Origin of the sequence: Pseudobutyrivibrio sp. C4 (genome assembly GCF_900111635.1) — a bacterium.
Classification (GTDB): Bacteria; Bacillota; Clostridia; order Lachnospirales; family Lachnospiraceae; genus Pseudobutyrivibrio; species Pseudobutyrivibrio ruminis.
In genome coordinates this window covers 48,612-64,488 of record NZ_FOHF01000003.1, presented here as the reverse complement: position 1 = coordinate 64,488, position 15,877 = coordinate 48,612, and the positions used below count along the sequence as shown (strand labels likewise).

Below are 15,877 nucleotides of genomic sequence, written 5' to 3'. Positions count from 1 at the left end.
ATAATCCTTTTTATATTTTTCGATTACTGCTCTACAACGGCATCCTGTACACCGTATGTTTCAGCAATTTCTGTCATTGTGCCATCTGCATAGAGAGCCTTGAACTGGTCGTTAATATATGCAGCTAAATCAGAACCCTTTCTGCAGCCAACACCATACTCCTCTGTTGTAAGCTCTACAGTGTGTGTAAGGTCAGGATAGCTTGTTCCCTCTCCAACCATAGCACCAGCCATAAGAAGATCGATGATGCAAGCATCAGATGTGCCAGCAGCAACTTCCATAACTGCATCTGCCTGAGATTTTACAGCTACATAATCGAAGCCATTGTCTGTAGCAGCTGCCTCTCCAGCAGAACCTGACTCAACAGCAAAGCTAAGTTCCTTTGCTTCATCTACAGATGTTACAGCATCAGCCTTGTCAGCATTTACAACTATAACCTGAGCGTTATTGCAGTATGCATTTGTTGTCTCCATAGCATTGGTAACCTCTGGAGTAAGTGTCATACCATTCCATACAACATCAATTGATTTGTTTTCAAGCTCAAGGATTTTGTTGTCCCAATCGATTTCAACAAACTCTACATCTACGCCAAGGCTATCGGCTACTGCCTTTGCCATATCAGCATCAAAACCAATCCAATCACCATTATCGTCCTTGTAGTCCATAGGAGCAAAATCTGTGATACCAACGATAAGCTTACCCTTCTCCTGAATATAAGCTACATCGCTTTCAGCTGACTCAGTTGATTCAGTTGCTTCTGCTGTATCAGATGTATTCTCTGTTTGGCTTGTCTGGTCCGCTCCACATGCAACAAACCCCATAGCCATTGTTAATGTCATAATAGTAGCCAATAATCTCTTCTTCATATAATCCGCCTCCTAAAAGTATGTTTAATGCACTTTAGTGTGATAAATCGCTAAACTATATTATACTTTAGTACATTATCATACTAAACTATTTTTGTAAACTATCATTTAATTTCTGGATAGCGTTATAAATATTTTCAGACTCAATTTTACTGCAGGAAATCAGCATAGTTACTGCGTTTTCAGAGGCTTCCAGTATATTGACTGCAACTTGTGAATTTTCTATTTGGGCAAGAATATTATCTCCTTTAAGTTTAACTGCCATTTCCATTCCACTTTCACCCATAATAATTTCTGCATTATCAGAGAAGTGTTTTTGAAGTGCTTCATACATCAGATTCCTTTTATCATCGTATAGACGTTTTATCTTTTTAATATGTCTATCCAGATGCCCGTCTCTTAAAAACTGGGCCAATGCAATCTGCTCAGCTTTAGAAGCCGTCTGGTTATACAATCCTCTAAGCTGTAAGTATTCTTTTCTGGCCTTTTTAGGAAGAATTAAAAAGCTTATTCTTACGCTAGGCAGTAATACTCTTGAAAAAGATCCTAAGAAAGCAACATTCTCGCCACCAGTCATAGCATAAAGACTAGGCGTAGGTTTGCTAGAATAAACGAATTCATTTTGATAATCATCTTCTATAAGAAGGTGGTTGTTTTTTGTCACATGCTCCGCCAGCTCTCTACGTCGTTTCATAGGCATTACATCACCCCATTTTGTCATATAGGATGGGGTTACATAAATAACATGACTATCTTTATCTCTAAAATTGACAGCGAAACCTGCGCTTTTAAACAGAATAGCTCCATCCATAAAATCCTTCGTAGGAAAAGATATAGTTTTTTCCCCAGGGATTAGAGGAATCAGAATCTGTAAAAGGTTTTGGAAGCCAGCTCCAATCACAACATCATCTGCGCTACATATAATATTTCTATTCTTTCTGACATAGGCAGCTATCTCCTGACGTAAATCGTACTCACCTTGATTATCCGCATAGGACAGAAGTCTATCCTCCTGCCTTAGAGCAGATTTCATATATCTCCTCCATAGATTTAGGCAGGATACGGTTTTGTCCTCTCCTATAGTGGCTAAATCATATTCATAAAGCTTAGCACCAGGTTTTACAACCTGCTCATCTTGCTTCTCTGATGCATTATTGTTTTCCAACATATCAGAAACAAAATAGCCCACCTTTTCAACAGAATAAATATATCCGTCGGCGGCCAGCTGTAAAAAACCTGTCTCAATAGAAGTACGACTAACACCAAGAATCTTTTCTGAAGTCCTTATAGACGGCATTTTATCGCCTGGTTTTAAGGCTCCCTCTTTCATTTGATTAATGTAATATTCACATACCTTTTCGTATACCTTCATATCTGTCCCCTAAAAAATAGTTATTTTTGCGTATTTTTGTGATGTCAGTTTGGTGATATTATAGCTCCAACATAACAAATGAGAAAGTACTTTTTCACAGGATTAATATAAAGGGAGGACAAACATGAGTAACACAGCAACAAAAACAACCGAAAACACTTCAGAGCGTACACGCACTTTAATAACAGCCGCATTATTTGCTGCTCTTACATGTGTGGGTACAATGATTATAAAAATCCCAACGCCTACCATGGGATACATTCATCCAGGCGATGGATTCGTATTGCTATCAGGTCTTCTATTGGGACCAGTATGGGGAACTCTTGCAGCCGGAATCGGCTCTGCATTATCAGATTTAATTGGAGGCTATTTTGTTTATGTACCAGCCACCTTTATTATAAAAGCTTTAACAGCCTTGACTGCCTATCTGGTTTTTAAATTGCTCAAGAAGGTGCTTAGTACAAAAACAGAATTGCCCCAATTAATTGTAAGCGGAATAATCGGGGAACTTGTTATGGTATTTGGTTATTTTATATTTGAAATTTTTATGCTTGCAATAGCAAACGGAACGGATTTGCAAGCTGGTGTAATCGCCTCACTGGCTGGCATCATACCAAACCTTATCCAAGCCACATTTGGCGTGGTAATCGCCACTGTGCTATATCCATTCATAAAAAAATTGGCTGCCAATTAGGCAGCCAATTTTTTTATCTAAATATTAATCTTCTTTAGGCATTACGATTGCGATGTGTACATCGTCAAGCTGCTTCTGATCTACAGTAGCAGGTGCATCCATCATAATATCCTGTGCATTCTTATTCATTGGGAATGGAATGATTTCACGGATAGATTCCTCACCAGCGATAAGCATAATCATACGATCAACACCAGGAGCAATTCCTCCGTGTGGTGGTGCACCATAAGTAAATGCGTTGTACATAGCAGGGAACTTAGCCTTAACATCTTCCTCACCAAGACCAACAAGCTTGAATGCTTCAATCATGATTTCTGGATCATGGTTTCTGATAGCACCTGAAGAAAGCTCTACACCGTTACATACTAAATCGTACTGGTATGCAAGGATATCAAGTGGCTCCTGTGTCTGAAGAGCTTCCTTGCCACCCTGTGGCATTGAGAATGGGTTGTGACAGAACTCAAGCTCTCCTGACTCCTCGCCAATTTCATACATTGGGAAATCAACGATCCAGCAGAACTCATATGTATCCTTCTTCATGTGACCCTCAGCAGCTGCGCCAAGAAGCTTTCTGAATACACCAGCTGTCTTCTGAGCTGTAAGAAGGTTTCCTGCAGCAAGACCAACGAAATCACCAGGCTTAAGACCAAGCTTATCAATAACAGCCTGCTTTCTCTCCTGAAGGAACTTTGCGATACCACCAACAAGCTCTCCGTTTTCATCGAGCTTGAACCAGTATGTCTTCTGAGCTGTAGCAACCTCTACTTCAGCGATCATAGCATCAATCTGCTTACGTGTAGCTGAAAGATTGTCAACAACGATAGCCTTAACAACATTGCCCTCGAATGGACCAAATCCACAATCTGCCATAACATCTGTAGCATCCTGAAGAACAAGGTCGATACGAAGATCTGGCTTATCTGAACCGTACTTATCCATAGCCTCAAGGTATGGGATACGAACAAATGGAGCTGTTGAAGCGCTCTTGTATACACCGTACTTAGCAAAGATTGGAGGAAGTACATCCTCTACTACTGCGAATACGTCTTCCTGAGAAGCAAATGCCATCTCCATATCGAGCTGGTAGAACTCTCCTGGAGAACGGTCTGCACGAGCATCCTCATCACGGAAGCATGGTGCAATCTGGAAATATCTATCGAAACCAGATGCCATAAGGATCTGCTTAAACTGCTGTGGTGCCTGTGGAAGTGCATAGAACTTGCCAGGGTGATTACGTGCTGGTACAAGGTAATCACGTGCTCCCTCAGGTGATGAGCATGTAAGGATTGGAGTTGTAATCTCCATGAAATCGTGAGCGATCATTGCGCTACGAAGCTCTGCAACGATTTTGCTACGAAGAATAATCTTGCTCTTAACCTCTGGGTTACGAAGATCAAGATAACGATACTTAAGACGTGTATTTTCATCAGCTTCCTTTGAACGGTTAATCTCGAATGGAAGCTCATTGTGGTCACACTTACCAAGAATTTTTATATCTGTAGGAACAACCTCAATCTCGCCAGTAGGGAGCTCTGTGTTCTTTGAAGAACGCTCACGAACAGTACCTGTTACAGAGATTGTAGACTCCTTGTTTACAGAATCGATGATAGCCATCATGTCTTCTGTCTCTACTACTACCTGTGTAGTGCCGTAAAAATCACGAAGAATAAGGAAACCAAGATTCTTCGAAACCTTTCTAATGTTTTCAAACCAACCAACTAAAGTAACTTCTTTTCCTGCATCTGCAAGGCGAAGCTCGTTACAGTTGTGTGTACGTGACTGAGTCATTGTGTATCTCCTCTTCTAAATTTGACATAACTAAAGGCCGTCAGTACACTGACAGCCTTTTAATAATACATCAGAATAACTATAAATTCAACCATTTGAGGGTATCAACTACATGGCCAAACGAGAAATTTTCTGGCCACTGATACGTCCCTTAGCCTTGAGCCCTTCGTATAGTAAATCCTTAAGTTCTTCTCTTCCAATAACGATTTTAGAATCATCATCCAATGTAACTACAACATTGGTTTCACATACAGGACAACTACCACCTGGACATGAGTCATCACAATCTGCATCCTCGCAAAGATGTCCACAGTTGCTGCAATCGACCTGATACATGTTTTTACGATTGATTACGCCGATTTCCTCAAGGGTATTTACCATACGATAAACAGTGGCACTACCGATATTTTTATCCTTTTTAACTGCTTCCCTATATATTTCCTTAACACATGATGGATCACCATTTAAAATGATGTCCAAGATTGTTAATCTCTGTTTTGTGATTCGACAGCCTGATTCTCTAAGCTGCTGAATGATAATGTCACGCTGTTCTTTTTCCATAATGTCCATTTTGATACCCCTTGTATAAAACTAAGAAAAACCCAGCCCTGTTTTAGGGCTGGAGTATTATTTCAAAATATTTTTTTCTGCGTAATCCTTGATTGCCTTGAAGCTCTCTTTGCTGAGAACATGCTCAATTCTGCATGCGTCCTCTGATGCGATTTCTTCATCTACACCAAGCTTTACAAGGACATCTGTAAAGAACTCGTGACGTTCAAGAATCATCTCTGCAATAGCCTTGCCTTCATCTGTGAGGTATATGTAACCTGCATCTGTAACTGTGATGTGATTCTTTTCACGAAGATTCTTCATAGCAATGCTGACTGATGATTTTTTGAAGTTCAATTCATTAGCAACATCTACCGAGCGAACAACTGGTAATTTCTTGCTGAGCATAAGTATAGTCTCAAGATAATTTTCTGCTGATTCGTTAACAAAAGTTCTCAAAACAACTCCTCCTAAACTAAATGGATTTTGAAATAAAATTTCAGTTGCACACAATCCACTTCACATAAACCTTATCATAAAACTTACCTCAGTGCAACTTATTAAACTAAAGTTAGTTTACACTAACCATTATATTATTTCAAGTATTCTAAATCAAATCTTAAACTTTTATTAAATACTTTTCCAAACTGTTGACGAACCCTATTTTAACAGTTAAAGTGCAACTAAACAACAACGGATTTACATCCGATATGAGGAGGCCACAATGAACGATTTCAGATATAAAATGGCACAATTTTTCTCAGGTAGAACAGGTGTAGATGCACTTGGCAGAACAGTCACATGGATTGCTCTCATACTTATGCTTCTCACAATGATTACAGGTTCTAATATTTTCTATCTGATTGCAATGGCCTGCCTCGTATACAGTGTTTGGCGCATGCTTTCAAAGAACTATCAAAAGCGTTATTACGAGAATCAAAAGTTCCTTGAAAAAACAGCAGGAATCCGAAGAAAGTTTTCTGGCTTTCCTTATAAAGCAAAAACATTCTTCTCTCGCACAAAGGCAAACTATGAGCAGCGTAAGGTATATGCAATTTTCAAATGCCCAAACTGCAAACAAAAGCTTCGTGCCCCAAGAGGCAGAGGCAAAATACAAGTAACATGTAGTAAATGTCGCACTCAATTTATTAAAAGGGTATAGATAAGGTATCGATTTTGTTTGGATATATAAATGCTGATATAAAGCAGCTTTCAGAGGATGACAAAAAAATATATCAACAATTCTACTGTGGATTGTGTCATCAGCTTGGCAAGGAAGCCGGTTTCAAGGGCCAACTCTTGCTCAACTACGACCTTTGCTTTTTAGCTATACTTCTGCAAAGTCTGTACGAGCCTGATCTCAGTCAGGACACACGTCGTTGCATAATCCATCCATTCAAGGTCAGAGATTTCTATAACAGCGACGCCATAAGATATGCTGCAGATATGGACATTATCCTCTCATATCACAGTCTTATGGATAATTATAAAGATGATAATTCTAAAATTTCAAAGCTGGCAGCTGATAGTCTAAACAAGGACTACAATCGCATAAAGGATAAATATCCAAAGCAAACTGCTGCTGTTGAAAAATATATAGCGCAGCTTTCAGCTGCTGAAAAAGCCCGCGAAGCCAACATTGATAAGGTTTCCAGCTACACAGGCGAAATGCTTGGTACGCTTATGAATTGGAAGGATGACGATTGGAGTTGTACCCTTAACTGTATGGGCTTTCATATGGGCAAGTTCATTTATATCATTGATGCCTACGAAGATTTAAAGAAGGATGAAAAAAATGGTAACTACAACCCTCTTTCATTTATGAAAAAGGAATCACCAAAGGAATTCGAAACCTTCGTGAGAATCAATCTCACATCTCTCATGGCAGAATGTGCAAAATCCTTTGAACGATTGCCAATAGTGGAGAATGCAGATATTCTTAGAAACATTATCTACACAGGTGTATGGACCAAATACGAGTACCTGCAGATAAAGAAAAACACTCCAAAGGAGAAACCATAAATGCTCAATCCTTACAGCGTTTTAGGTGTCGAAAGAGGCGCCTCAGATGAGGAAATAAAAAAAGCATATAGAAATCTCAGCAGAAAATATCATCCTGATGCCAACATCAACAATCCTAACAAGGCTCAGGCAGAAGAAAAGTTCAAAGAGATTCAGGCAGCTTACAACCAGATAATGGATGAAAGACAAAATGGAAGCTACTCTAACAGCTACAGTGACAACTACTCTTACGGATATAACTCCTACGGTAGTCAGGGCGCTGGCTCAGTAGAGATGCAGGCAGCTGCCAACTATATCAACGCCAGACAGTTTGCCGCCGCAATGAATGTGCTTTACAGCATTCCTGACAGTGGCCGAAATGGGCAGTGGTATTTCTTCGCTTCAGTTGCATCTCAGGGACTTGGCAATTTAAACGATGCTAGAGAATACATTTCCAGAGCCATCGCACTAGAGCCAAGCAACTTTAGATATAGACAGTTTGAGCAAAGCATCAACTTTACCAGTGGTTGGTATGAAAACAGAAGTGCCAGCTACGGCTACTACAGACCATATTCCGGTGTAGCCAGATGGTGTATTAGCATGGCTTTCTTAAACTTAATTTGCAACCTATGTTGCTTCTTTTAATTAGTTAATTACTTGGTCATTCGGACCGTTCATATATTTTCTCCCTTCAAATGCATGTCGGTTGATGTGCAAAAGAAAAGAACCTTGGGCTTCAGCCACCCAAAGGTTCTTTTTTCTTAGTCAGCTATAACCTCTTTGAGGATAACCTCGTTTCCTGTAACAAGATAAGTGTTGCCACTGCCACAATGTGGACATGTCTTTCCATAAGCAACTGTCTCATACTCTTGTTTACAATCCTCGCAGAAAGTCACTGCCTTAATAGTTTCGCAAGTAAGCTTGCTGCCATCAAGTCTTGGATACTTTTTAGCATTCCAAGCCCAGCAATCAATAAGATAGTCTGGAATAACTGTAGATACCTCACCAATCGAAAGAACTACTTCGCTGATGTGATCTGCATTATTCTCCTGAGCAACTTCCTCAACCTGTTTCGCCACATGAAACACAATACCTAATTCATGCATAATTACTTATTACCCTTCTTATACTCCTTGTGCTCTCGCTCCGCTTGCTTCTCAGCTTCACTCTTCTTTGAGAATGCAATCTTAGCGGCACGTTTTACTGCATAAGCACCGATATGCTTGAACTTGTCCTCAGACTTAACCATATGTGTGCACTCTGGATGAGTTCTGTGGAGGGTGATAGCGTCGAAGGCACACTTAGTTGTGCAGACACCACATCCGATACACTTATTCTCATCAACAACTGATGCGCCACACTTTAAGCAACGGCTAGCCTCAGCCTTTACCTGCTCTTCTGTAAGTGTAAGGTGAGCATCACGGAATGAATGCTTCATATCAATGCTTGTATCTATAGCTGGCTCATTTCTGCCCGCTGTGTCATATTCTTCCACAAGAATGTTGTCTTTGTCAAGCTCAATAAAGTCACGACGGTTCTTACCGATTGTCATAGAGCATCCTGGCTGTACAAATCTGTGTAGAGAATCTGCTGCACACTTACCAGCTTCGATAGCGTCGATAGCAAACTTAGGGCCAGAATATACGTCACCACCAACAAAAATATCTGGCTGTGCTGTCTGGTATGTAAGTTTGTCCGCTACTGGATAATTACCGTGCCAGAATTCTACTTTTTCTTTTCCATCACCAAGGAGTCCGCCCCACTCGATGCCCTGACCAATAGCAAAGATGATGTGCTTGCACTCTACTGTCATTATGTCATTCTCATCGTACTGTGGATTGAACTTGTGGTCAGCATCAAATACAGATGTACACTTCTTGAATACGATACCAGATACATTGCCCTCAGCATCCTTGAGAACTTCCTTTGGCCCCCAACCATTGTTGATTGCGATGTCTTCTTCAAGAGTCTCTGTAATTTCTGAGTTGTTAGCTGGCATCTCGTCTCTAGGTTCAAGACAGAACATCTGTGGGTTGCCTGCGCCAAATCTAGCAGCAGTACGTACGCAGTCGATAGCTACGTTACCACCACCGACAACAACTACGTTACCATCCATCTTCTGTGTCTGGTCTTCAAGTGCCTTATGAAGGAATGTAACAGCGATATCGATTCCGTCCTTTGCATCTGTTCCTGGGATTGGTGGAATCTTACCACCCTGGCATCCGATTGCTACGTAGAATGCCTTGTAGCCCTGAGCACGTAACTCATCAAGCGTGATATCCTTACCAACTTCAACATTGCATTTAATCTCTACGCCGAGCTGACGGATAACATCGATTTCAGCTTCAACTACATCCTTCTCAAGCTTCCATGTTGGAATACCCCATGTGAGCATACCACCTGGACGGCTGTTCTTTTCGAATACTGTTGGCTTGTAGCCCTTTGTTGCAAGGTAGTAAGCACATGAAAGACCTGCAGGACCTGAACCGATGATTGCAATCTTGTCATCCCACTGTGTTAATCGGTTTGAAGGGATGTCGATTGGTGGAATATATCTTGTCTCAGCATGAAGATCACGCTCAGCAATAAACTTCTTGATATCATCGATAGCAACTGGTGCATCGATAGTGCCACGTGTACAAGCAGCCTCACATCTCTTGTTACATACACGGCCGCAGATAGCTGGGAATGGGTTGTCCTTTTTGATGAGTGCAAGAGCGTCATCGTAACGGCCATTCTTTGCCATGTTTACATAGCCCTGAACAGATACGTGGGCAGGACATGCTACCTTACATGGAGCTGTACCTGTATCGTAACAGTTCTTTCTATTGTCATCGCGATAGTTTTCATTGTATTTATCCTTGCCCCAGTGAACTCTGTCTGGAAGAACTACCTTTGGATATTCAACCTCACTACCGTCCTTCTTGCAGAGCTTCTGGCCAAGCTTAACAGCACCTGCCGGACAATACTCAACGCACTTACCACAAGCTACACACTTCTCTGCTTCTACGTGAGCTGTGTAGGCAGAACGTGACATATTAGGTGTGTTGAAGAGCTGTGATGTACGAAGTGCGTTACAAATATTTACGTTACAGTTGCAAAGACCGAAGATTTTGTTTTCACCATCGATGTTTGTAATCTGGTGAACGAAGCCAAGTGTCTCAGCGCGCTCAACGATGCGCATAGCCTCTTCGTATGTGATATCGTGGCCCTTGCCTGTCTCACGGCAGTAGTCCGCGAAATCACCAAGACCGATACACCAGTTCATCTCGTCATCACCGCAACCTTCTTCAAGACAAGCACGTGATACACGGCATGAACACTGGCCCACGCCAATATGTCCTTCATATTTCTTGAGCCAGTATGAAATCTGCTCAAGGTCTACCTTTTCGTTTTCAAACTCGATAGCCTTCTCCACAGGGATAACGTGCATACCTACACCAGCGCCTCCTGGTGGGATGAGGTGTGTCAAACCATCAAGTGGAATGTATGTCATTCTCTCGAAGAATGATGCTACAGCTGGATGTTGCTTAATTCTATTGTTTGAACGCTCGCCTGGAATTGACTCTTCCATGTTGAAAAGCTCTGCAGAACCTGGAACGAAGATAGGAAGCACATATCTTCTCTCAGACTGTGGAGCTGTACGTCCATTATGATCGTAGTGATTTCCATAATCGTACTCTAAAAGTCCGATGTATGACATATCATCAAGTAACTTCTGAAAAGCCTCTTTATCCTTTGCCTTCTCAGGATTCATTTTGCAGAGATCCTCAAATGTGTAGTGATGGCGTACCTTCATTGTAAGGCCAACCTCAGCCATCTCCTCTGTTACGATTTCTGCAAGTCCCCAGTATTCTGGGTCCTCTACCTTAACGCCAAACATCTTGTGTGGCATTACATCTGTTATTTTTCTTCCAAGCTCAATAATCTTCTTGCTTGGCTCTTTATCATGCATGTGTGGTGGCATGATTGCTTTGCTCATTTCTGGCATATCCTATACTCCCTTTCTTAACTATAATCCGGCAGTTACGCTTACAAGCCTTAGTGTTTCTTCATTCGACTACATGTCTCATTCAGAAACCTAAGAGCTTGTTATCTACTGCCTCATTTAATTATTTAATGAACTGAGAAATGGAGTTCGCGTAAGCCCTCCACTTCATCACAGACCTTCTGCAATGAGCAGCTTCCGCAGTCCATCATTACATTCTTGAAGATATGATCTATTGCGCCAGTGATATCTTCAAGATGCTTTGCCTGCTCAGCTAATGACCTGTAGTCAAAAGCTGGGTCAGTTATAAATATGAGCTTTACAGCTTCAATATTTTTGTTTTCATGGTAGGTATCAAGGAACAGCTTTCCAACCTTGGCGAAATCTAATCCCTCATTAAGAGCATCCTTTCCAACTCTTACCGGCTCTCTGTTGTTTGATGCAGAGATGCGGGTCATGTATCCCTTTGGATTAATATGATACCTAACGTATTCTATTTTTCTAATTGCATTATAAAGTGCATTGCCATCCCCAAGGCTTTCCTCCGCCACCTTCACAATGGCTATTCTTGCGTATGGCGTGTCGTTTTTGATTTCATTTAAATCTGGACCAATCAAAATAACTTCATCCGCATTTACGAATTCGTCATTGCAGGTAACAGCCATAGCTGATACTGCAGGATTAGTACCTCCTCCCAATTCATAAGCCATATCAGCTCTAAGAATTAGATTATGGTCTCCCACATCAGTCCAATTCGCATTTGCGATATCAAGACTCTTGGCCTTAGAAATATCTAATCCAGCAAGTAGCTCTTTAATGCTTTCATCATATAGCTTCATTAAATCTTTCTATCTTTCTTAATCTTATCGTAATGCTTTGCAAGCAGTGGCTGTAATGCGCTTGTGAGCTTCATATCCAGGTTGAAGAAATAAACAATCATGGATAAAATCCAAAGGCATATCAACACTATTGCGATAATTCCTAAAACTTTCAACATTATCTATTTCCTTTCTTACGTGCAAACTCTGCTGCACCAAGAGCACCCATAAGCTGTGGGTCAATTGGAAGGTCTATAACCTTGAGCTTAAGAACCTGCTCGATGGCAGCCTTAAGTCCTGCATTCTTTGCGCATCCACCTGTAAGTGTAATCTTATCTGTAGCACCAGCCTTCTTTGACATTACAAAGCATCTCTTTGCAACCGAAAGCTCAATACCTGCTGCAATTTCATCCATTGGCTTTCCCTCTCCAACAAGAGAGATTACCTCTGACTCCGCAAACACGGTACACTGTGCTGTAATCGGAATGACATTCTTTGCCTTGAGAGAAAGATTTGAGAACTCATCCAAATCCATCTCAAATGCTCTAGCCATGGCCTCAAAGAAACGACCTGTTCCTGCTGCACACTTATCATTCATGGCAAAATTAAGAACTGTTCCATCAGTATCAACTGCAATTCCCTTTACGTCCTGACCACCAATATCAATAATAGCCTTTACTGTTGGGTCAGCCACATGAACCCCCATAGCATGGCAGCTAATCTCTGAAATATTCTCATCAGCAAAAGGAACCTTGTTACGGCCATATCCTGTACCTACAAGATAAGTCAAATCCTCTGCACTATTTAAATCTGGCACCTGTGCCACTGCCTGATCAAGGGCATCCTGACAAGATAGCACAGCATTTATCCTACTCTTTAAGGTGACGTCCGCCACCATCTTTCCATTCTCATCTATAATGACGCATTTAGTATATGTACTACCTGAGTCACATCCACCAAAATATTTCATATATTTATTCTCCTAAATCAAGTTTGCAAAATCATTTCCTTTTACCATAAGTTGGTATCATCGTAATCTTCCAACGTTGGGTCCAATGGCTCTTCGCGAAGGACTGAGCGCATGTAACGGTTTACGTCCTGGCGAAGGTTCTTTCGAGGGATGACACGTGGGTCATAGAGGTCATGGTTTACCCAAACCAATTTGATACCGTGTTCTCTCGCCTGCTCTTCGAACATACCATGCATACCATCAAGTGCCTTGCATGCTATGTGTTCCCAAAGGATAACCATATCAGCGCGGAATTCCTCACAGTATCTCCAAAGGTCATCAAGAAGCACCTCATAGCCACCATGAGTACGATTTCTCATAATCATGTTTTCATACTGATGTGCCATATCGTAGATGGCCTGTTCCTTGTCGTCCTCTGAAATAGGATCAAGGGATACCATGGTGAGCATGTCGAACATTGGAAGAATTCCCCAGCAGTTCAAAAGCCATGCCAAAAAGTCTGTGTAGAACTGTGACTGAACGCCCCATATAACAGCACGATGACGATACTCTTTTGCAAGCATTGTCTTTTTCTGATAAGCTTCTGTTGCCATCTTGGTAATCTTTTTATCAAGCTTGGCAAATGCTGGAACCTTTCCTGCGATAGCCATATACTCTGTCTCGCGATAAAGCAGGATGTTGTTTCCGATAACCTGCGGATAATCTGTCTTTGTGATTTCAAGCCACTCAGTACATTCGCGGGCACCTATATTGATTCGCTTAGCGCATTCAAAGTAATAATCCCAATCGAACTTTTCACCTGTCTGCTCTTCGATGAAGGCGATGGCATTTCTAACCTCCTGAGCTGCATACTCCTGAACACCAGGCTCTGTGTGACGAAGTGGTGTAGCAAGCTGATGAACTGGAATGCCGTTTCGCTCCAGTGCTCTTGAAATAACACCATTTCCCATAAGCGAACCATCGCAAGTAGTGTTGCATTGAACTGCACACTTGCCAAAAACAGGCATATCCCCATCAATACAAATGCCAGCCTCAGATGCAGGCATAGGACAAACATCACCTGGCATACCACATTCCTGAACAACATCCAAATAATGTGTCATGGCATCTCCTTGAAGAAGAACGCATACATAACAGCTTGCTGTCTCCCAACTGAGTCCCTCAAGATTTGGGAAGCCGCACATGATGTTAGTCATTTCGTTTTCATCCATAAGAACTACATGCTTTGACTTTTCTGGACTTGCCCCAAGGTTTCTATCCATTGAAAAAATCTTTGTCAAAAGCTTTGCAACGTCCGATGCAACTAAATCGTATTCCTCACGGCAAATACGAAGCTGAGTTCCACGAAGTCCCATGGAATGTTTATCAATCATCATTGGAACTGCCAAATAATTGAGCATCCAACGATATCTGAAAAATCCCTTTACATTCTTTGGGTGGAGCATAAACTTTCCAAGCATAGCTATGATTCCAAGCCATCTGGTGTAGTCGTACCAGGTATCCCTGATTCCTCTCCACTCGCGGTGCTTAAAAACCTTTTTATCACCGCTATAAAGCTCACCTAATTTTGAGCTGCCTACTGCTTTTCCCATTAGCGTCTACCTCCTTGTATCTTTTTGATTTCGATACTTTCCACGAAGGCCTGGACACGGGTACGAATCTGTCCCGATGAACCCACCGCATATGGTCTATCGATTGTAAGCACTGGATAACCATATTCATCACGAAGAACATGGCTTCCTACCATTCTTTCATAAGCCCATGGATCACAGAATTTCATCTGCTCATAGATGATTCCGTCTGCCTTGTACTCCTTTGCAATTTCATCAACGTACTCACGACGTCGATTCATCTTTGGAGTATCCATGTGTCGAGGGCACATACAGTTCATCATGTAATGACGGCAAATTTGTGTAAGCACATCTTCCTCATCATTGAGAATGATTTCCTCACGCCCCGGCAATGAACCAAAGCAGAATCTATCTGCGCATACATATGCCCCTGATTCCTCGATGAGCTTAATCATATCGATATCGTCTACCTCGGAACCAACAACCGCTACTCTGGCGCGATATGGCCATTTTTCATCTGGCACACGATTCTTTACTTCTTCAAGTGTCTCTTCAAGCTTTTCAAGAAGTAAATCCTGTGGGCACACATAGGTGCACATTGTGATGATATGGAATTCGTATCCTGTGATACGTGGCTTTTCCTCTTTTCTAAAGTTGCCCAGCTCGGTAATGATTCGGCAAATCTTGTTGTGATTTTCTACAGATTTACGAAGTGCCTCATCGGAAATATCCACTCCGAACTTTTCATGTAGCGGCTCCAAAATCTTTGAACGGCACTGACCTACATAGAGGTTTAATCCATTATCATCAGCCTTCATTGGAACCTCTAGATACTTGTAGAAAAAGTGCTCCTTTTCATTCATCTTAAGAAGCTCCATATTTTCAACACATCTGTTGATCATGGTGCAACCATCTGGCGCGATGAGGCAATCCAAAAACTGATATCCCCCTTCAATTGCACGCTCAAGCAATGCTCTTGAATACTCGCACAAAAAACTGGTCAAATAGTAAGTTCCCATCTCCATAGAACCAGTTCTTGGCGCGCGAAGTCTTACGGTAAAGCAATTACCTAGATTCATGAGAACCTCTGGTATCTGATAACACACACTACCTACGCATACACGACCCTCAGCCTGAGCCGCTCTCACTAGGTCATTATCAGCATCCATAAGCAAGTTCTCAAAATATATAAGATGCTTTAAATCCTTCATATATTTTCTCCCTATAGTCCGCAGGTCACACTCTCAAGCCTTGGTATTA

At 41.5% G+C, this 15,877-nt stretch carries 16 protein-coding genes; 4 read left to right on the top strand and 12 right to left on the bottom strand.

Translation table 11 applies throughout. From position 1 onward, the window contains the following. Window positions 1–23: 23 nt before the first annotated feature. Both BMY66_RS06800 and BMY66_RS06795 read right to left on the bottom strand, forming a co-directional pair. A complete protein-coding gene (locus tag BMY66_RS06800; RefSeq protein WP_090394634.1) occupies window positions 24–866 on the bottom strand; it encodes a transporter substrate-binding domain-containing protein in 843 nt (280 codons plus the stop codon). 88 nt (window positions 867–954) lie between these two features. After that, window positions 955–2,238: an aminotransferase-like domain-containing protein gene (locus tag BMY66_RS06795; protein WP_090394633.1), complete on the bottom strand. Its 1,284-nt coding sequence runs from the start codon at window positions 2,236–2,238 to the stop codon at window positions 955–957. A gap of 124 nt (window positions 2,239–2,362) precedes the next feature. Here BMY66_RS06795 and BMY66_RS06790 point away from each other — a divergent pair, with 124 nt between their 5' ends. Beyond that, window positions 2,363–2,932 (top strand): ECF transporter S component, encoded by a 570-nt coding sequence (locus BMY66_RS06790; RefSeq protein ID WP_090394632.1) that lies wholly within the window; start codon window positions 2,363–2,365, stop codon window positions 2,930–2,932. 24 nt (window positions 2,933–2,956) lie between these two features. Here the strand turns inward: BMY66_RS06790 and aspS are convergent, their stop codons facing one another. The 3 genes from aspS to BMY66_RS06775 form a co-directional block, all read right to left on the bottom strand. After that, window positions 2,957–4,720 carry an aspartate--tRNA ligase gene (aspS, locus tag BMY66_RS06785; RefSeq protein WP_090394631.1) on the bottom strand — a complete coding sequence of 588 codons (1,764 nt, stop codon included), beginning with the start codon at window positions 4,718–4,720 and terminating at the stop codon, window positions 2,957–2,959. A 108-nt stretch (window positions 4,721–4,828) separates the two neighbouring features. After that, entirely contained in the window at window positions 4,829–5,290 is a 462-nt protein-coding gene (locus BMY66_RS06780) for a Fur family transcriptional regulator (protein ID WP_044938301.1), read from the bottom strand. Between the two features lie 57 nt (window positions 5,291–5,347). Continuing rightward, window positions 5,348–5,728, bottom strand: a complete 381-nt coding sequence (locus tag BMY66_RS06775; RefSeq protein ID WP_033154541.1) for a metal-dependent transcriptional regulator — start codon at window positions 5,726–5,728, stop codon at window positions 5,348–5,350. A gap of 265 nt (window positions 5,729–5,993) precedes the next feature. Here BMY66_RS06775 and BMY66_RS06770 point away from each other — a divergent pair, with 265 nt between their 5' ends. From BMY66_RS06770 to BMY66_RS06760, 3 genes are read left to right on the top strand one after another with little or no spacing between them, the layout of a single operon-like run. Next, on the top strand, window positions 5,994–6,431 hold the full coding sequence (locus BMY66_RS06770; RefSeq protein WP_044938304.1) for a TFIIB-type zinc ribbon-containing protein: 438 nt from the start codon (window positions 5,994–5,996) through the stop codon (window positions 6,429–6,431). Window positions 6,432–6,445: 14 nt separating this feature from the next. Then, entirely contained in the window at window positions 6,446–7,291 is an 846-nt protein-coding gene (locus tag BMY66_RS06765) for a DUF5685 family protein (protein ID WP_044938307.1), read from the top strand. Next, window positions 7,292–7,915, top strand: a complete 624-nt coding sequence (locus BMY66_RS06760) for a J domain-containing protein (protein WP_090394630.1) — start codon at window positions 7,292–7,294, stop codon at window positions 7,913–7,915. 116 nt (window positions 7,916–8,031) lie between these two features. On the opposite strand, the gene BMY66_RS06755 is transcribed toward BMY66_RS06760, so the two are convergent. The 7 genes from BMY66_RS06755 to BMY66_RS06730 all read right to left on the bottom strand — a co-directional run bounded on the left by BMY66_RS06755 (window position 8,032) and on the right by BMY66_RS06730 (window position 15,828). Next, complete coding sequence (locus BMY66_RS06755) at window positions 8,032–8,376, bottom strand: hydrogenase maturation nickel metallochaperone HypA (RefSeq protein WP_033154545.1); 345 nt, start codon at window positions 8,374–8,376, stop codon at window positions 8,032–8,034. A 2-nt stretch (window positions 8,377–8,378) separates the two neighbouring features. Further along, the gene (locus tag BMY66_RS06750) at window positions 8,379–11,261 is read right to left on the bottom strand and encodes an FAD-dependent oxidoreductase (protein WP_090394629.1); all 2,883 of its coding nucleotides are present in this window, start codon (window positions 11,259–11,261) and stop codon (window positions 8,379–8,381) included. 125 nt (window positions 11,262–11,386) lie between these two features. Then, window positions 11,387–12,097, bottom strand: a complete 711-nt coding sequence (locus tag BMY66_RS06745) for a carbon monoxide dehydrogenase (RefSeq protein ID WP_090394628.1) — start codon at window positions 12,095–12,097, stop codon at window positions 11,387–11,389. Next, window positions 12,097–12,255 carry a hypothetical protein gene (locus BMY66_RS13740; protein ID WP_177175605.1) on the bottom strand — a complete coding sequence of 53 codons (159 nt, stop codon included), beginning with the start codon at window positions 12,253–12,255 and terminating at the stop codon, window positions 12,097–12,099. The genes BMY66_RS06745 and BMY66_RS13740 overlap by 1 nt, the downstream gene beginning before the upstream one ends. Next, the gene (locus BMY66_RS06740) at window positions 12,255–13,046 is read right to left on the bottom strand and encodes an acyl-CoA dehydratase activase (protein WP_044938319.1); all 792 of its coding nucleotides are present in this window, start codon (window positions 13,044–13,046) and stop codon (window positions 12,255–12,257) included. The genes BMY66_RS13740 and BMY66_RS06740 overlap by 1 nt, the downstream gene beginning before the upstream one ends. A 41-nt stretch (window positions 13,047–13,087) precedes the next feature. Then, on the bottom strand, window positions 13,088–14,638 hold the full coding sequence (locus BMY66_RS06735; protein ID WP_090394627.1) for a 2-hydroxyacyl-CoA dehydratase family protein: 1,551 nt from the start codon (window positions 14,636–14,638) through the stop codon (window positions 13,088–13,090). Then, window positions 14,638–15,828: a 2-hydroxyacyl-CoA dehydratase family protein gene (locus tag BMY66_RS06730; protein ID WP_090394626.1), complete on the bottom strand. Its 1,191-nt coding sequence runs from the start codon at window positions 15,826–15,828 to the stop codon at window positions 14,638–14,640. The genes BMY66_RS06735 and BMY66_RS06730 overlap by 1 nt, the downstream gene beginning before the upstream one ends. Window positions 15,829–15,877 lie beyond the last annotated feature (49 nt).